The sequence below is a fragment of the Rufibacter aurantiacus genome (assembly GCF_017916345.1).
Lineage (GTDB): Bacteria > Bacteroidota > Bacteroidia > Cytophagales > Hymenobacteraceae > Nibribacter > Nibribacter roseolus.
On record NZ_JAFMSV010000003.1, the window covers coordinates 179,098 to 196,201 of the forward strand.

Below are 17,104 nucleotides of genomic sequence, written 5' to 3' on the forward strand. Positions count from 1 at the left end.
TAATGTCCAGCGTCTTGTTACTTATTTTTTAGGCGAAAAACGAATGGCCACAGTCCTGGCATTTGTACACGGTGGTGCCGGCATACACCAGCTTTTTCCACCAGGCCAAATCGCGCTCAGGCCATACGTATACGGAGCCGCAGTGGGGGCAGGTTTGCGCCTCTTCGCTGATTTGGGCTTGTTTTTGGGAAAACTCCTCTAAAACGGGCTGGGCCGTTTCGAGGTCTTTTTTCTGGAGCTGAAGCTGGTAATATAACCCATCCCCGAAGGGAAGACTGGGCGGTCCACAGGTTTTAACCAGAGCCACCACGCCTACCTGGGTGAGGGCATTGTACAACCCGATGGCCTCGGTATAGGTGAGGTATTTGGCCGCGGGCACCAGGCGTTCACTCATGCTTTCACGTGCTTCTGGTCACGTATGTTTGTCAACTGGCCTCTTAGCCGCACAATATAACCTACCAACACCAGGCACAGCATCGCGAAGAAAGCGGCAATGGCGTCATGGTCAAACTTGGCATCTTTAGACGCTTGCAGTTGCTCTTCCAGGTCTTTTATCTTGCGGTCTTTGTTCCGGAGCAGGTTCTGGGCGTTGGCCAAAGAGGTTTTAAGGTCGTAGATGTTGTCGGTGATCACGCGTTTGTCGCCGCGCACCTGGCTGTTGAGTTTCTTGGATTCGGCCTCCAGTTCGGCGGCCCGTTTAGCCACGGCCCGGCGGGTCTCCAGGTTTGACTGCTCTACCGCCTGAATGATCTGCTCATCTTTCTGCAACACCTCTTTCAAGGCATCCACCACGGCCAGCAAATCCTCTTTAGAGGCTTTACCCCAGAAATTGTTGCTCTGGGTTTTGAGGTAGTCATACTTAAGCACCAACTGCTCCCGCTCAATAATAAGCCGGTCTACTTTGCTTAACCTCTGGGTTACCGCAGATGGTTTGCTGGCTGCCGCCGTGGCCTCCGCTCCAGCCGCCGCGGTAGTGGGGTTGGTCTGGCCCGCCGGGGTCTGGGTAGTAGTGGCTGCGGAAGTAGACACTGCCGTACTTGGCTTAGCCGGAGGGGTAGTAGTCTGTGGTTTCTGGTTCTTTATAATAGCATTCACTTTAGAACCCAGATTAGAGTCTTGCTTCTTAGAGGCAGGGGGCTGGCTGCTGGCCGGAGGCGTAGCAAGGGTTTGGGCCACGGCCGATCCAGCGGTTTGCAGCAAACTCAAAACGATCAAGGCAGGGAATACGATCTTCATAAATAAGAGATGCTAATATAAATGCTTGCACTTAAGGTGGTTATCCGTTTTCCAGCTTCCTGGTTATGGATTGAATTGGTAAAAATACGCCAAAAACGATAGATGACTCACATTAATCCTGCCAGATCTTACTTCAGGTGCTACAACTTACCAGTTTGGAGACCTTAACTAGGAACAACACTTCCTTGGCAGCTTATGACACACTCTTTGTAAATGAATCTAATATATGAAAATATTTCAATTAACAGCTGTGAATCATCTGCCAACTCCAGAGGCAGTTCTAACGGGTTCAACAGTACCCTACATTTTTGTTTTTCAAATAAACAGGTAATCTGCAGCAGCGTGGGGGAAGTGCCTACCTGTATTCTCTTCATACGGAAAACGCACGGCAGGCGGATAAATATGATAGGAAGTTTAAATAGCCGCAGAAACAGCCAAAAACCTTTGTTCAAACCTGGGATGAAAAAAATAAAAGCCTGCAGAGAGGTGTCTGCAGGCTTTTAGATTGATAGTTCATGAGATCAATGAACCATGATTAGTTTGACTGGATTCTGGATTTACTTTTTCTAGGATTTCGCCCAGTTGTCCATTTTCTTTTCCAGTACACTCAGCGGCATGTTTCCGTCTTTGAGTAGTTCATCATGGAAAGAGGAAAGCTTGAACTGTTCGCCTAATTCTTTCTCGTACTTGTCACGCAGTTCCCTGATCTTCAACTGCCCGATTTTGTAGGAGAGGGCCTGCCCGGGAATGGCCATGTAGCGCTCAATCTCGGCAATGGCGCCTTCCTCAGAAATGGCCTCGTTGGCCATCATGTACTGGATGGCTTCCTCGCGGGTCATGCCTTTGGTGTGCATGCCTACGTCTACCACCAGCCGGATGGCCCGGTGCATCTCGTCGCCCAGGGCGCCCATGTATTGGTACGGATCGGTGTAAAGACCCAGTTCCTTGCCCAGTGACTCAGTGTAAAGCGCCCAGCCTTCGCCGTAGGCCCCGTACCAGTTGAAGCGGCGGAACTTAGGAAGATTCTCGTTTTCCTGCTGCAATGAGATCTGGTAATGGTGGCCCGGAATGGCTTCGTGCAGGAACAGTGACTCCATGCCCGAGGTGGTGTTGAACTTGGTGGCATCTAAGATGGGCACGTAGAAGATACCAGGACGTGAGCCGTCCGGAGAGCCTTGGTTGTATTCAGCCGAGGCGGAGGCGGCCCGGAAAGCCTCGGTTTGCCGAATCTCAAACGGGGTTTTAGGCGTGCGGCCGAACATCTTCTGCAGGTTGGGCGCTATCTTGGCTTGGATAGATCGGAAGGCGTTCAGAACCTCCTCCGGATTCTTGTAAGGCGTGAATTTGGGGTCGTTGCGGAGGTAGGTGAAGAACTCCTCCATGTTGCCCTTGAAGCCCACCTGGTCTTTCACCTTCACCATTTCGCCGTGGATGCGCTTCACTTCCTGCTGACCGGTTTTGTAGATTTCGTTTGGTGTCTGGTCAGTGGTGGTCCAGTACTTCACGTAATAGGTGTACAGGTCCTTGCCTCCGGGAATATCCTTTATGCCAGTATTGGTGCGGGATTTGGGTAAATACTCCTGCTGCAGAAAAGTGGCCAGTTTCTGGTAAGTGGGCACTAACTGCGTGCTGATGGCTTGTTTGTAGGCCTGGGTCAGGCGCTGACGGTCCGCCGCCGGAACCTCCGCTGGGAAATTCTGGATAGGCCCGTAAAACAAGCTTTTGGTAGGATCAGACACCACCATGCTTTTCATCTGCGGGATCATCTTGGTCACAAGGGGTTTGGGCAGTACCACACCCGCCGCCATGCCTCTTCTGAGATTGCTGATGGCGCTATCGGCCCAGACGGTGAAGCCCTGCACACGGCCTAACCAGTTCTCGTAATCTTTGGTGTTTTTGAACGGCTGGTTTCCGGTGCCCGAGCCCAACTGGCCCATGGTAAGCGGCAACCCCCAGAACTGTTGGAACGGGATCATCCAGGTGTTAAGCTTAAGCCCTTCCAGCCGGGTCTTGGTTTCGTATTCGAAGATGTCGTAGCTGATCTGGTCGTTGGCGTTCAGGTCCTCTCGCTTGAACTGGTGCAGCTTGTCCTGGTACTGCTGGTAGAAGGTTCTGAGGCTGTCCCTAAAGGCTTGGGTATTATCATTGGGCAGGAGGTGGTTGTACCGGTTATCGCCCTGGGCGGTGGCCTCCAGGGGGAAGAACCGGGCATTCTGATCCCAGTACTGCTCAAACATTGTGGTAAGCTGCGGGTTATTGGCCACGTTGGCCGCGGTGGAATCTGCCTTTTTCTGACAGGAAGAAAGCAGCGCTCCGGCCAATACAGCCGATAGCATCAATTTTTTCATAGAATCTTTTTTGTAGTTGGGTAAGGGCTCTAAGATAAGTAACAAAAGGCTTGGCACGCTACTTCTCCCACTAAGCCGAGGGAAAATTTAGGTTCTACGTTTAAACCCTCTGTTTTTGAGGTGTTTTCCGGAAAATGCCTTTAAAACAGGTTGAAGTCAGAGGGCATTTATAGGTTCTCCTTTCACAGGACAGGAGGGAGCACTTTTAGAGTATCGGCTTTGGGAATGGTCACTTTTTGCTATCTTCAGGCTTATAATCACTATTTCCTAATTGCCATTTCTTTTTGATCATATGCAGGCTTACCTTGATTTAATGCGCCACATTCTGGACAACGGCGTGAAGAAAGAAGACCGTACCGGCACCGGTACGCTGAGTGTGTTCGGTTACCAGATGCGGTTCAACCTGCAGGAAGGCTTTCCGCTGGTGACTACCAAAAAGGTGCACCTGAAGTCTATTATCTACGAGCTGCTGTGGTTTCTGCGTGGGGAAACCAACGTTCGCTGGCTGCAGGAGCGGGGCGTGAGCATCTGGAACGAGTGGGCCGATGAGAACGGCGATTTGGGTCCGGTTTATGGGTCGCAGTGGCGCTCCTGGCCAACTCCGGACGGGGGGCACATTGACCAGATCACCCAGGTAATCAACCAGATCAAAAACAACCCCGACTCCCGCCGCCTTATTGTAAGTGCCTGGAACGTGGCCGAGGTCAACAATATGAAACTGCCGCCTTGCCATGCGTTTTTCCAATTCTACGTAGCCGATGGCAAACTTTCCTGCCAACTCTACCAACGCTCTGCCGATGTGTTCCTGGGTGTGCCTTTCAACATCGCCTCTTATGCGCTGCTCACTATGATGGTAGCCCAGGTGTGCGACCTTGAACCCGGCGAGTTCATCTGGACCGGCGGCGACACGCACCTCTACACAAACCACCTGGAGCAAACTGAGTTGCAGCTTTCCCGAGAGCCGCGGCCTTTACCTAAAATGAAATTGAACCCTGAGGTGAAAGATATCTTCGGGTTCTCTTTTGAGGACTTCACGCTGGAAGCCTATGAGCCTTGGCCGGGCATAAAAGCGCCGGTGGCGGTGTGACCGAACTGACAGAACAAAGCGTTTTGGGTTTGTACGCTTCGCCAGGGTTTTTCTCATCAGAGCCTTCGTTCATGGCACACTGAGAGGCTTGGCGCAACCAGTACTTGTGAGACCAACTGACTGTTTAAGATTATTTAAACGTTTAATAATGCTCACATGAACCCAAACCTAGCCAGAAAATTCAGGACCCTTGGCTTAATCTGCCTCTTTACGAGTTTTGCCGGGGTCCTTTACCAACTCATTGATGAGGAGCGCCTGGATTATAACAGCGTCATGGTTGGTTTCCCGTTAGGCTTGTTTTTTGGCCTTCTGGAACTGTTTATTTTTCCAAACGCCGAGACCTTGTTCAGGCGGTGGTCCTTTACCACTATTCTGGTGGTCAAAACCGTCCTTTATACCGTAGTCATTTACATGATCACCATTGCACTTCTCATTGTATATGGTTTATCTGAAGGGCGTGAATTTAGTGAGCTCCCGGGTGCTTTGGCCTCTTTGCATCAAGCAGTATTAGTCATTTATACCCTTGTCATCTACGGGCTGCTCGTGTTCTTTCTTCAGATCAACCATTTGTTGGGAGAAGGTGTACTATGGAAGTTCATCAGGGGCAAATACCACCGGCCAAGGGAGGAGGAGCGGATCTTTATGTTCCTGGATATGAAATCTTCCACTACCATAGCTGAGAAGTTAGGGCATGTGCGTTTTTACAAGCTGTTGAATGAGGTATTCCATGAGATTTCGCAACCCGTTCTTCAGACCAGGGCCGAAATCTACCAATACATAGGCGACGAGGTAGTGCTTACCTGGAAGGTGGCGCATGGCCTGGAGAACTCTAATTGCCTCAAGGCATTTTTCCTGTTCAAGGAAAGGTTGCAAAGAAACAGCGAGTACTACCTCAGGGATTTTGGCATCAATCCGGAGTTCAAGGCCGGTCTGCATTTTGGGAAAGTCATCAGCGCCCAGATTGGGGATCTGAAAAGGGAGATCGTGTATAACGGGGATGTGCTCAATACTACCTCCCGCATCCAGAATGAATGCAATAAATATCAGCGGGATTGCCTCGTTTCCGGGCTTCTCAGAAGCCAACTTGACCAAAGGAATGGTTTCCATTGGGAGAAATTGGATACTGTAATCCTGCGGGGTAAAGAATCTGAGGTTGAGCTTTTCAGTGTGATGGCAAGCTAATAATGGAAGGCCGCTTTCATCTTGCCCTAACATTTGGATGATGATCTGCGACTAAATCTTATTTCCTTTTGATAGCTGTTTTCTCTTCCTGTAAAGCCGCCAATTATATAGATGATCAAGCAGATGCCTTGGAAATCAGCCTAAATCACCAGAAAAGATTTAGATGGGAAAACTTTCGGAGAGGATTTAATACGGAGGGGATATCTCCTGGTAAACAGGCCAAAGAAATAAACGCAAGGCAATGGGCTGCCGAGTAGTTTCTGGTCAGCCCATTTTTATACATTTGGGCTGGAATCAAGTGCTAGCCATTTCAAAAGCGATGTGGTACCGCATAAATTGCTTTCCGCATTAACCCCAACAGCCATTTGAAGCATCCGTCACCAATAATTTCAAAACGCATCCTCCCTACCATCGTGCTGGCCCAGTTTGCCTGCACCTCTTTGTGGTTTGCGGGAAATGCCGTGCTACCTAATCTTATTCCGCTGTTTCATCTGGAGGCCAGTTCTCTGAGTCATTTAACATCGGCGGTGCAGTTTGGCTTTATCTTGGGAACGCTCGTTTTTGCCGTTTTTACTATTTCTGACCGCTTTTCGCCATCCAAAGTTTTCATGGTGTGCGCAGTGGCAGGAGCGGGATTCAATTTGAGCCTTCTGCTGGCCAATGGTTTTCCGGCCCTGGTGATTTCCAGATTTCTGACGGGCTTTTGCCTGGCCGGTATCTATCCGGTGGGTATGAAGATAGCGGCAGATTACCACCAGAAAGGTTTGGGAAAAGCTTTGGGATTTTTGGTAGGGGCATTGGTATTAGGCACGGCGTTCCCCCATCTGCTCAAGAGCCTTACCCAGGGACTGCCTTGGCGATATGTGATCTGGGCCACCTCAAGCTTAGCCGTGCTAGGCGGGTTCAGTTTGTTTGCACTGGTGCCGGACGGACCCTTCAGAAGCCGCAGCAGCCAGCCAGATTTCAGGGCCTTTTTCCAGATCTTCAGGCAAAAGGAATTTCGGGCGGCCGCCTTTGGGTATTTTGGGCACATGTGGGAGTTGTACACGTTCTGGGCGTTGGTGCCGGTCATCCTGACCCTCTACGCCGAGGCACACCCAGGAACGCCCCTCAACAATCCTTTACTCTCCTTTACCATTATTGCGGTGGGCGCCCTTGCATGCGTGGCCGGTGGTTATCTGGCCGGGACCATCGGGAGCGCCAAAACGGCTTTCGGGGCATTGGCGGTTTCCATGGGGTGCTGCCTGTTATCACCCTGGCTGTTCCAGATGTCCTTGCCGTTATTCCTGGGCTTGTTGTTGGTGTGGGGGCTGGCCGTGGTCATGGATTCTCCGCAGTTCTCCACGCTGGTGGCCCAATTCGCCCCGGCGCAAGTTAAAGGCACGGCGCTGACCATCGTGAACTCCCTGGGGTTTGCCATTACCATCGTGAGTATCCAATTCCTGCGCAGTCTGCAAGCCGAGGTTTCTCCCCGGTACTGGTTTCTGTTCCTGGCCCTAGGCCCGCTATTGGGTTTGGTGGCCATGCGCCATCTGTTAAGGAGAAAGTAAGCTAAGTGAGAAAAGACAATGTCAACTCAATGCATGCTTCTGCGATTCTGTTTTAAAGCTGTTTTTGTAAAAAGAGGCTGAAAAGGAAAGCATTACCTGTATGGAAGAACCTACTTTGAGCTCAGGTCAGTGACCGTAATGGTTTATAAGGATTCATTTTTTAATCTGAAACTCTCCTGAACTTAGCTTCAAATTCCCTCTACCTTTCCTTGGGCTGTCCCTTGTCAGCCCAAAGCAGCACACAACTCTTTTTGGAAAGGTTTCGGTATGTCAGGGTACACACCGATGTAGAGGAATTGCCGTTTAAATCTGATAATGAAAAATTGGACCCTAGCCGGAGGCATCTACATCCGTGCCAGCTTACGGATCTTCCAACTTATATAGCCCTTGTTTGCAGGGTGTCTTCTAGCCCATTAGCCTTTTCTCATAAACCTTTCAAGTTAAAGGTGGTTTAGAAAAGAGGTCTGTCAGGAAGGCAGGCGTTTCCTGTTTCATTTAAACTAGATAGTATGTTTCCCCTAGACAGACTGTTGAAACTGGTACCAGATGAATTCACCCAACCGGTAAGCCGGAAAAGTTTCCTGCAGATGGCCGGCAAAGGCATGGCTGCCGGCGTGGTAGGAGGGCTCATGGCTTCATGCCAAACCACCAAAACGGCTCCCTCGGGGCAAGCCACCGGTTCAGGAGGTAATGCCACACCCACCGACCAGAACGTACCCAAACTCCCCGCGGTCTCACCCCCGGCGCAGGTACCTTCCAAGCCAGACGAGCCCATCAAATTGGAAGCCTGGAAATCAGACGCCGACCGGCAGTCCGGACCCACGCCTACGCCTATGCCACCTGATCAGCGGGTGGGCTATGCCCTGGTAGGACTGGGCCATTTAACTTTGGAAGAGTTGCTGCCCGCCTTTGGGCAGTGCAAGAAATCAAAACCGGTGGCGCTGGTGAGCGGCAGTCCCGAGAAAATGGGCAAGGTAGCCCAGCAGTACGGCATCAAACCAGAGAACTGTTACAGCTACGAGACCTACGACCAGCTCAAAGACAACCCCGAGGTGCAGGTCATTTACATTGTGCTGCCCAACGCTCTCCACGCCGAGTACACCATCAGGGGCGCCAAAGCGGGCAAACACATCCTCTGCGAGAAACCCATGGCCAACTCCTCGGCAGAATGCCAGGCTATGATTGACGCTTGCCGTAAAGCCAACCGCAAACTTATGGTGGCTTACCGTATCCAGTACGAGCCATACAACCGGCACGTTCGGCAGTTGGTGCAGGACAAGAAGTTTGGCGAAGTAAAGTTCATCGAAGCCTTCAACTGCCAGAGTTCGGCCAACCCAGAACATTGGCGGCACAAGAAAGCCTTGGCCGGGGGCGGGGCCCTGCCCGATATCGGTTTGTACTGTCTCAACACGTTGCGTTTTTTGCTAGGCACAGAACCCACTGAGGTCTCAGCCTACCAATACAGCACGCCGGGTAACCCGTTGTTCAAGGAAGTGGAAGAGCTGATGTCCTGGCAGATGAAGTTCCCCAATGGCATCTACGCCTCTTGTGCCACCCACTACAACACCCACGAGAGCCGCCGTTACCGGGTGCTCTGCGAGCGCGGCTGGATTAACATGGACCCGGCTTTCTCTTATACCGGCCAGCAAATGAAAACCTCCCGCGCCGACGGAATGCTGGTCCGGAAAGAAGACATTGACATAGCCCACAAAAACCAATTTGCCACCGAGATGGATCATTTCTCTGAGTGCGTGCTGAAAGACCTAACACCCTACACCCCCGGCGAAGAAGGTCTGCAAGATCACCGCATCATGGAAGCTATCTATCAATCCGCTAAAGAAGGCCGCCCGGTAAAACTTCCTGCCGTAGCCAAAAAAGACGCATTCAGAGGACCAGAACCGAAGTTGGAGTAAATTGCAGGAACTTTGGCCTTGATATAAAACCTGTTTTCGTAATCCACCCCGAAACTATGCTGAGCACGCATTCCGTCCCCCTTTGAAGGGGGTAGGGTGATGAATATTCCTGCTGATAACAGAAATTGAAATGAAGGGGCAAATCCTTGTGGTTTCCCTTAAGCTTTATAACACCAACTCCGGCAGATCTATTTTGGTAACAAGCTTCATGTTTTCTGATCAGCAAAGCCGGTTTGAGCCTTTCGCCTCACGGAAGTTGCAAACTTGCGGCCATGGTAGGTCCAAGTTGAAAACTTGAATCAGGTTTTTTGGAGGAATGAATCACCTTAGGCCTGTAAAGAGGAAGGTATGAGAAGGCATTCCCGTTTTAAGCCCGATTTATTTAAAGAACAGGAAAAACGAGGTGCCTTTGCCTTCTTCAGACTGTACCTGGATGGTGCCTTTGTGCAGCATGATGATCTGTTTGCAGAGGCTAAGGCCAATGCCGCTGCCGTTTTTCTTGCTGCTGAAGAACGGAATAAAGATTTTCTCCTGCACTTGCTTTGACATGCCGCTGCCGTTGTCGGAGATTTTGAGCACTACTTTTCCCTCTGAGGAAGCATAGGCAGACAGGGTGATTTCGGGGGCGGGTTGTTCTTTTACGGCATCAACGGCGTTGACCAGCAGGTTGATCAGTACCTGGTCCAGCAGGTTTGGATCTGCTTCTAAGGTTAGGTTTTCGTCCTGGAGAAGTAGGTTAAGCTGGATGTTCTTCTGGGCCAGGGAAGGCAGCATAAGGCGGCGCAGGTTCTGGAAAATGTCCTGTATTAAAAGGCGCTCTTTGTTCAGGTGCGTGATCTTGCTCAGGTTGCGGTAGGTCTGCGCGAACTTCAACAATCCCTGACTGCGGTATTTGATCGTACTGATGCCTTCTTCCAGATCCTCCAGATCAGTGGCCGAGACGCCGTTGGATACCGTGATTTGCAGCCTATCTTTCAGGGTATCAGCTAGGGAAGAGATGGGCGCGATGGAGTTCATGATCTCGTGGGTCATCACGTTCAAAAGCTTCTGCCAGGCTGCCGATTCGGTTTCTTCCAGGGCATCGTTCACGTTCTGGAAAGCCACCAGCTTGTACCTTCTGCCTTCATTCTGGAAAACCGTGGCCGAGAGCATGAACTTGTAGGTGCTTCGTTCCAGGCTGGGCGTTTGGATAAGGGCAATCTTGGGGTGACCCGGCGGCAGGCTCTGCACCTCGGCGTACATGCTGGGGTCCCGTCTCTCCAGCGCATGCACCGATTTCAGGAAAGGCATCTGCAGGAGCTTTTTCAGGGATTCGTTCATCAACACCACTTCGCCGCTGTCAAGGTCATAAGACATGATGCCCGTGTCTACCAGCTCCAGAATACGTTGTAGGTGCTGGTGTTGGGTTTCTTTTTCCTGGTTAATGGTCTTGAAGGTGGTGTTGATCTGGTTGAAGCCTTTTCTCAGGTGCAACAACTGCGGCGAGGTAGGCTTCTCACTGAAGTAGCGGTTAAAGTCGCGGTAGTGGATGGCCTCAATGAACAGGTTCAGCTCTTCCTGGGCTTTTTTCAGGAAATGGTACAACTCGTACACCTGGTAGAGTAGCAGCGGCACCAAAAACACCAGCAACTCGGACCAACCTTTGACAATGACAATGGAAGGCGTGCTCAACGTCAGGAGCAGCAGGAAAACCCGCAGCAGCAGCTTGGCCTCAAAATTCTTAAAGCTCATACTTGCCTAGTCTTCTATACAGCGCGGTGCGGGTGATACCCAGTTCCTTAGCGGCTTTGGTCATGACCCCGTTGTGTTTCTCCAGTACCCGGATGATGGTGGCTTTCTCCAGTTCCTCCAGGTTGGTAGCAGTAGTTTGAGTGCTAATCTCAGGGGCCGATTCAATAGGGGAGAAGATGATGTCCTTTGCGTCTAAGGCGTGGTCATCGGCCATGATCACGGCGCGCTCAATGGCGTATTGCAACTCACGCACGTTGCCGGGGAAAGGATAACTTTTTAGTTTCTCTATGGCCCGACTAGTGAGGTCCAGCTGTGGTTTCAGGTACTTTTCTGAGTAGACTTTGATGTAGTGGCGGGCCAGCAAGATCACATCATTGCCCCGTTTGCGCAGGGGCGGCACCACAATCTCCACGGTATTGATGCGGTAGATCAAGTCTTTCCGGAAACGGGCATCGCTGGCCAGGTCGGCTAGAGAAACGTTGGTGGCGCACAAAAGCCGCACATCCACGTTGATGGGCTCGTTGGAGCCTACGCGTATCACCTGCCGGTTTTGCAGCACGCTCAAAAGTTTGGCCTGCTGCTGCAAGGAGATGTTTCCTATCTCGTCCAGGAAAATGGTGCCTTTGTTCGCCGCCTCAAACCTGCCTGCGCGTTCTTCCCGGGCATCGGTAAAGGCGCCTTTCTTGTGCCCGAACAACTCACTTTCAAACAATGACTCGGTGAGCGCGCCTACGTCTACTTTGATGAACGGCTGGCTAGCCCTGAGAGAATGTTGGTGCAGTGCCTTGGCGATGAGTTCTTTGCCCGTACCATTTTCACCCAGAATGAGGATGTTGGCATCGGTGGGTGCTACTTTCTTTATCTTGTAGAAAATGTCCTGCATGGCCTCCGACTCGCCCAGCAGTTCCATTCCAAAGCCAGCGTTTTTGTCTGGATCCGATGATTTGGACGCGCCTTTCACTTGTCCGCTTACCGCTTCCTGCAGGGTGTTCAGGAGTTTTTCATTGTGCCAGGGCTTTACTACAAAATCATAGGCGCCTTCCTTGAGCGACCTGATGGCCAGGTCAATATCGCCGTAGGCGGTGATCATGATCACGGCGGCGCTGGATTTGAGGCGTTTTATCTCTTTTAGCCAGAAAATGCCCTCGTTGCCCGTGTTGATGGAAGAGGCGAAATTCATGTCCAGCAAGATCACGTCAAAGCTGTGCTGCTTTAAAAGGGAGGAAATGTTCTCGGGGTTTTTATCAACCACAATCTCTTTTACCTGAGGCCGCAGCAGGAGCCGGACCGCGGTCAGCACATCGGGGTCATCATCTATCACCAGAACGGAGGCCTTCTTCAATTGCATAGGTAAAAGGTATAAAGGGTAGGTAGGTTTGTCATCATCAGATCGCAGTGGTTATACTGCCCAGGCATTTGCTGGAAGAAGTTTGTTTACAGGCTCATTTCAGGAAAACAGGCCTAAAACAGGAATCCGGATGGCGCATGTTTTAGAAAGGAAATCCAACCTATCTTCTGCCAGACGAAAAAACGATAATTATGCCACTCTTACAACTGCCTGAAAGTGAATGTTTTTAGGTAGAGGCCTGGCTACAGCACGTGCGAAATCGCACACATTGGGAGCGAATTTGCACGCGCGGTTAGTGCGTTTAATGTGTAAGTAGTTGAAAATGTGCGAGAAGCGATTCTGGCATTTGTTCTGTATATTCTGAGGTAGGAATCTCAAACCAGACCTACACCTATGATACAGACCCAGAACTTAGAGAAAGTGTACCGCACCGATGAAATCCATACAACCGCCCTGAACAAGGTGAACCTGGAGGTAAAAGCCGGAGAGTTTGTAGCTGTCATGGGCCCCTCGGGCTGCGGAAAATCCACCCTGCTGAATTTGCTGGGCTTGCTGGACGATCCCGATGCGGGGAGCTTGGTATTCAACGGCACCGAGGTAGCCCGATTCTCAGAGCGCCAGCGCGCCGATCTACGCAAACGCAGCATCGGGTTTGTGTTCCAGAGCTTCAACCTCATTGACGAACTCACCGTGTTTGAGAACGTGGAGCTGCCTTTGATCTACCTGGGCATGAAGAACCCAGAGCGCCGCCGCCGGGTAGAGGAGGTGCTGGAGAAAGTGCAGATCACACACCGCATGAACCATTACCCGCAACAGCTCTCGGGTGGGCAGCAGCAACGGGTGGCCGTGGCCCGGGCCGTGGTGAACCAGCCGCCGCTCATCCTCGCCGATGAACCTACCGGAAACCTGGATTCCAGCAACGGCAACGAGGTCATGGACCTGCTCTCTGAACTCAATCGTCAGGGCACCACCATCATTATGGTCACCCACTCAGAGCACGACGCCCGTTATAGCCACCGCATCATCAGAATGCTGGACGGCCAGACCATCATGACCGAAGCCACGGTTAGCCAAGCCCAGGCATCCATGGTTCTGTAGAATGCTTCAGCCCGATGGAAGGTAACAGAACTACCTCTACCTTTACTAATCCCTACTTATTTTCTTTACAAGACCCTTTGAAAGACCAGTTATATGTTCCAGAACTACTTTAAGATAGCCTATAGAAACCTGCTGCGGCACAAGGGTTTCAGCTTCATCAATATTGCCGGGTTGGCTTTAGGCCTTACGGCCTGCCTGCTGCTGGGTTTGTTTGTGTACGATGAACTGCAGTATGACAAATTCCTGCCCCAGGGCGACCGGGTGTACCGGGTCTACAACAATGTGACCTCTGAGGAATCTACCGACCAGATCACCTGTGTGCCGCCTATGTTTGGTACCACCATTCAAGAGAACTTCCCAGAGGCCGAGACGGTCCTGCGCATCATTATGCAGCCGTGGGAAGGAAAGAGCCTGGTGGAGTTTGGTGACAAGCGGATGTATGAAAAAGGCGGTTTGATTTCTGACCCTACTTTCTTCCAGGTGTTTCCGCTTAAGTTTATTTACGGCTCCCCGGAGAAAGCCCTGGATGATCCAACCTCAGTAGTGATCTCAGACAAGTTCGCCGGTCGGGTGTTCGGGAACGTGGACCCAGTGGGCAAGAAAATCTCCATTGACAAATCCTCCTTTCTGGTGAAGGGGGTATTTGAAAGCAATCCCAAGTTTCATATACCGGTTAACTTTGTGGTGAACCTGGCCATTATGCAGCTTGAACCGGAACGCATGAAAAGCTGGGGTTGGCAACAGTTCTATACTTATGTTAAACTGAAGAAAGGTGCCGATGCCAATTTGCTGCAAACCAAGTTCAGGGCGGAGGTTAAAAAGCAGATTGACCCCGAGACCCATAAGCCGCACAACTATGAGCCGGTTTTCCAGCCTCTGCGGGATGTGCACCTGTACTCGGCCAGTTTCAAATTTGACCAGTCTATACGCGGGAACATTACCTATGTGAAGGCATTGAGCGTGATTGCCGTTTTCATCCTGGTCATTGCTTGCTTTAACTTCGTGAACCTTGCCACCGCCAAATCTTTGCAGCGGGCCAAGGAGGTGGGGGTACGCAAAACCATCGGCGCCAGCCGCGGACAGCTCATGCTTCAGTTCCTGGGCGAGACCCTGCTGCTCACCTTCATCAGTGTAGTGTTCGCGGCGGCACTTACCTCTCTGCTGTTGCCTTCACTAAATGCCTTCACCGAGAAGGAAATGAGCTTCAATGTTTTCACCAGTCCGGGGCTGTTGCTGTTGTTGCTGGGTCTTTTACTGATTGTAGGCATCCTTGCCGGCCTATACCCGGCCCTGGTGCTGGCGAACTTTAAACCGGTGAGCGTGCTCAAGGGCGGCCTGGCGAGTACGAATGGTCCGGGTAAAACGCCCTGGTTACGCCATAGCCTCATTGTGCTGCAGTTCTCCTTGTCTGTGTTCCTCATTATCTGCGCCGTAGTGGTGTACCAGCAGGTGAGTTTCCTGCACAACAAAGACCTGGGGTTCAACAAAGACCAGATCATGTTCTTTGAGATGCGGGGCAATAACATGTACCAGAACTATGAGACTTTTAAAACCGAGTTGCTGAAAAGCCCGGATATAGCGAGTGTCTCTATCGGGTACGGGTTTCCGGGCGATGCCACTGCCGGCGATGGCATCTACATCACCAAGGATGGCCAACGGGTGAACCATTCCATTACGCACCTGATGGTAGACTATGATTACATCAAAACCCTGGGGCTGGAAATGCAGGCAGGCCGCTGGCTATCAAAAGACCACCCAACCGACAAAGACGCGGCTTTCGTGATCAATGAAACCGCGGTGAAGGAACTGGGATTCGGGACCCCGGAGAAAGCCCTGGGCCAGAAAATGGAATGGCCTATCTGGGGAGCCACCCGGAAGGACTCCACCAAAAAAGGCGAGGTGATTGGCGTGGTGAAAGACTTCCATTTCAAGAGTCTTTTTGACAAAGTAGACCCCGCCATCCTGCAGATTTTCCCGGGCGCCAACTGGAAAGTGGCCGTGAAGATGAAAGGCGGCAACGTGGCCGGGGCCATCAACCACGTGAAAGCAGTTTGGGACAATTTCTCACCCGACTACCCGGTGGAGTACAAGTTCATGGACGATAACTTTGAGGTGATGTACAAGGCTGAGGACAAGCTGAGAACGCTGCTCTGGATCTTTACCGGCATGGCCATTTTCGTAGGTTGCCTGGGACTGTTCGGGTTAGCGGCTTACGCGGCTGAGCGCCGGAAAAAGGAAATCGGCATCCGGAAAATCCTTGGAGCGGAGACTTCTTCCATTGTCACCCTGCTGTCCAAGGAGTTCCTGAAACTGGTACTGATTGCTGCGGTGATTGCCATGCCTTTGGCCTGGTATGCCATGAGCAAGTGGCTCCAGGATTTCGCTTACCGCATTGATATTCCGCTATGGGTATTTGGGGCCGCGGTGATATTGGCCGGGGTGGTTGCTTTCCTTACCGTCAGTTACCAGGCCCTCAGAGCCGCCACCCTCAACCCAGTGAAAAACCTGAGGATGGATTGATTTCTTTATTCCGTTTCTCTGATTCGCTCCAAATTCAAGGCTCCTGTGTTTTGGGTCTGTTTTCCAAAAAACAGGCTTAAAACGCGGGAGCCTTTTTGACGTGGCTTTCTCCTTGTTTGCATTGAACCACTGTGGCGGGTAGTACTTCCTTTAGCCTTTTCCGTACATCCTCAGAACAGCCGATGCTCTTTCATCACCTCGGCTTATAACGTAAGACAAGGTTCAACAAAAAGATAAACGATGGCAAAGGAAAGCAGAATTCTGAAAGCAATGTATGCCCTGGTGAAAGACCAGGAAAGTAAAACGGGCTGGCCAATAAATGCCGCAGCTGTTTCACAGCAAACCCCGGGCTTGTCACTAGGGGAGATTGAGCAGGAAATGCGGGATTTGCAGATTAAAAAACTGGTGCAGATTGACCACGCCCCAGACATGAGCCTGTTCTGCCGCCTCACCGAAGCTGGTTTAGAAGAAGCCGAGAAAGCAGCCCGGCACTAAGGAAAAGCTTTTAGGGAGCTGCCTTTATTCTGTTTCTAGGCAGATGTAGACAAAACGGCCCTGAAACGAAGTACGTGTTTTGGGGCCGTTTTTTATTGGAACGATTCCAGCGGAAGGGGCAATTCCTCGCCGGTCATCACGAAGAAGAAATTCTGGAGTTGGTGCACGTATTCTACCGGGGCGCTGGTGGCAATGTAGCCGCCGTTGAAGACAATCTCTTTATACTCGGGGTCAAGGGCCCACTGGCTTAGCTGCGGGAAGGTGAACTCGTGCTCCAGGGGGTTATAGGAGGCACCAGACAGCCATTCCTCCGTGAGGGGCATAGGTTCAAAAGCCGACCCGTCGCCGCTCAGGATAGAAATCAATCTGGGAGCATCCAGGGCAACTGGTTTGCCCGCTTCCAGAATTATGTTGCCCAGCCGTAGTTCATTCGCAAACATGCTGCAATATAAGATTAAAACCTCTTTGGCCCTCTGACATTTGCAAGGCCGTGCTTGGAGGAACAGTTTTGCCTCAGCCGCTGGCCGGTTTTAATTAAGTTGAAGAATACGATTAGGAAAACGGAAATAAGGGGATAAAGGTATTAGGGCTTGAAG

13 protein-coding genes are annotated in these 17,104 nt (G+C 51.3%); 7 read left to right on the forward strand and 6 right to left on the reverse strand.

Annotated elements, in window-relative coordinates; all coding sequences use genetic code 11:
* Nucleotides 1–28: 28 nt before the first annotated feature.
* From J3P34_RS11320 to J3P34_RS11330, 3 genes are all read right to left on the reverse strand, one after another.
* Complete coding sequence (locus tag J3P34_RS11320) at nt 29–394, reverse strand: cupin domain-containing protein (RefSeq protein ID WP_210488782.1); 366 nt, start codon at nt 392–394, stop codon at nt 29–31.
* Nucleotides 391–1,236, reverse strand: coding sequence for a hypothetical protein (locus tag J3P34_RS11325; RefSeq protein ID WP_210488784.1), 846 nt, complete (start codon nt 1,234–1,236; stop codon nt 391–393). The genes J3P34_RS11320 and J3P34_RS11325 overlap by 4 nt, the downstream gene beginning before the upstream one ends.
* Nucleotides 1,237–1,802: 566 nt before the next feature.
* The gene (locus tag J3P34_RS11330; RefSeq protein ID WP_210488786.1) at nt 1,803–3,584 is read right to left on the reverse strand and encodes a DUF885 domain-containing protein; all 1,782 of its coding nucleotides are present in this window, start codon (nt 3,582–3,584) and stop codon (nt 1,803–1,805) included.
* Nucleotides 3,585–3,876: 292 nt separating this feature from the next.
* Between J3P34_RS11330 and J3P34_RS11335 the strand changes: the two genes are divergently transcribed.
* From J3P34_RS11335 to J3P34_RS11350, 4 genes are all read left to right on the forward strand, one after another.
* Nucleotides 3,877–4,671: a thymidylate synthase gene (locus tag J3P34_RS11335; RefSeq protein WP_210488788.1), complete on the forward strand. Its 795-nt coding sequence runs from the start codon at nt 3,877–3,879 to the stop codon at nt 4,669–4,671.
* A 156-nt stretch (nt 4,672–4,827) separates the two neighbouring features.
* Entirely contained in the window at nt 4,828–5,853 is a 1,026-nt protein-coding gene (locus J3P34_RS11340) for an adenylate/guanylate cyclase domain-containing protein (protein WP_210488790.1), read from the forward strand.
* A 365-nt stretch (nt 5,854–6,218) separates the two neighbouring features.
* Nucleotides 6,219–7,403, forward strand: coding sequence for an MFS transporter (locus J3P34_RS11345; protein WP_246853684.1), 1,185 nt, complete (start codon nt 6,219–6,221; stop codon nt 7,401–7,403).
* 509 nt (nt 7,404–7,912) lie between these two features.
* Complete coding sequence (locus tag J3P34_RS11350) at nt 7,913–9,316, forward strand: Gfo/Idh/MocA family protein (RefSeq protein WP_210488792.1); 1,404 nt, start codon at nt 7,913–7,915, stop codon at nt 9,314–9,316.
* A gap of 378 nt (nt 9,317–9,694) precedes the next feature.
* Here the strand turns inward: J3P34_RS11350 and J3P34_RS11355 are convergent, their stop codons facing one another.
* On the reverse strand, nt 9,695–11,047 hold the full coding sequence (locus J3P34_RS11355) for a sensor histidine kinase (protein ID WP_210488794.1): 1,353 nt from the start codon (nt 11,045–11,047) through the stop codon (nt 9,695–9,697).
* Nucleotides 11,037–12,395 carry a sigma-54-dependent transcriptional regulator gene (locus J3P34_RS11360; RefSeq protein WP_210488796.1) on the reverse strand — a complete coding sequence of 453 codons (1,359 nt, stop codon included), beginning with the start codon at nt 12,393–12,395 and terminating at the stop codon, nt 11,037–11,039. Before J3P34_RS11360 ends, J3P34_RS11355 begins: the two co-directional genes overlap by 11 nt.
* Nucleotides 12,396–12,788: 393 nt before the next feature.
* Here J3P34_RS11360 and J3P34_RS11365 point away from each other — a divergent pair, with 393 nt between their 5' ends.
* The 3 genes from J3P34_RS11365 (at nt 12,789) to J3P34_RS11375 (ending at nt 16,508) form a co-directional block, all read left to right on the forward strand.
* On the forward strand, nt 12,789–13,493 hold the full coding sequence (locus tag J3P34_RS11365) for an ABC transporter ATP-binding protein (RefSeq protein ID WP_210488798.1): 705 nt from the start codon (nt 12,789–12,791) through the stop codon (nt 13,491–13,493).
* 93 nt (nt 13,494–13,586) lie between these two features.
* The gene (locus J3P34_RS11370) at nt 13,587–16,013 is read left to right on the forward strand and encodes an ABC transporter permease (protein WP_210488800.1); all 2,427 of its coding nucleotides are present in this window, start codon (nt 13,587–13,589) and stop codon (nt 16,011–16,013) included.
* A gap of 240 nt (nt 16,014–16,253) precedes the next feature.
* Nucleotides 16,254–16,508 (forward strand): hypothetical protein, encoded by a 255-nt coding sequence (locus J3P34_RS11375; RefSeq protein WP_210488802.1) that lies wholly within the window; start codon nt 16,254–16,256, stop codon nt 16,506–16,508.
* Between the two features lie 92 nt (nt 16,509–16,600).
* On the opposite strand, the gene J3P34_RS11380 is transcribed toward J3P34_RS11375, so the two are convergent.
* Complete coding sequence (locus tag J3P34_RS11380) at nt 16,601–16,948, reverse strand: hypothetical protein (protein ID WP_210464792.1); 348 nt, start codon at nt 16,946–16,948, stop codon at nt 16,601–16,603.
* Between the last annotated feature and the right edge of the window lie 156 nt (nt 16,949–17,104).

Bases quoted from the DNA above. Each gene is read 5' to 3' on its own strand.
- J3P34_RS11355 (WP_210488794.1), bottom strand. From the start codon at position 11,047: ATGAGCTTTAAGAATTTTGAGGCCAAGCTGCTGCTGCGGGTTTTCCTG.
- J3P34_RS11330 (WP_210488786.1), bottom strand. From the start codon at position 3,584: ATGAAAAAATTGATGCTATCGGCTGTATTGGCCGGAGCGCTGCTTTCT.
- J3P34_RS11375 (WP_210488802.1), top strand. From the start codon at position 16,254: ATGGCAAAGGAAAGCAGAATTCTGAAAGCAATGTATGCCCTGGTGAAA.
- J3P34_RS11360 (WP_210488796.1), bottom strand. From the start codon at position 12,395: ATGCAATTGAAGAAGGCCTCCGTTCTGGTGATAGATGATGACCCCGAT.
- J3P34_RS11350 (WP_210488792.1), top strand. From the start codon at position 7,913: ATGTTTCCCCTAGACAGACTGTTGAAACTGGTACCAGATGAATTCACC.
- J3P34_RS11320 (WP_210488782.1), bottom strand. From the start codon at position 394: ATGAGTGAACGCCTGGTGCCCGCGGCCAAATACCTCACCTATACCGAG.
- J3P34_RS11370 (WP_210488800.1), top strand. From the start codon at position 13,587: ATGTTCCAGAACTACTTTAAGATAGCCTATAGAAACCTGCTGCGGCAC.
- J3P34_RS11365 (WP_210488798.1), top strand. From the start codon at position 12,789: ATGATACAGACCCAGAACTTAGAGAAAGTGTACCGCACCGATGAAATC.
- J3P34_RS11335 (WP_210488788.1), top strand. From the start codon at position 3,877: ATGCAGGCTTACCTTGATTTAATGCGCCACATTCTGGACAACGGCGTG.
- J3P34_RS11380 (WP_210464792.1), bottom strand. From the start codon at position 16,948: ATGTTTGCGAATGAACTACGGCTGGGCAACATAATTCTGGAAGCGGGC.
- J3P34_RS11325 (WP_210488784.1), bottom strand. From the start codon at position 1,236: ATGAAGATCGTATTCCCTGCCTTGATCGTTTTGAGTTTGCTGCAAACC.
- J3P34_RS11340 (WP_210488790.1), top strand. From the start codon at position 4,828: ATGAACCCAAACCTAGCCAGAAAATTCAGGACCCTTGGCTTAATCTGC.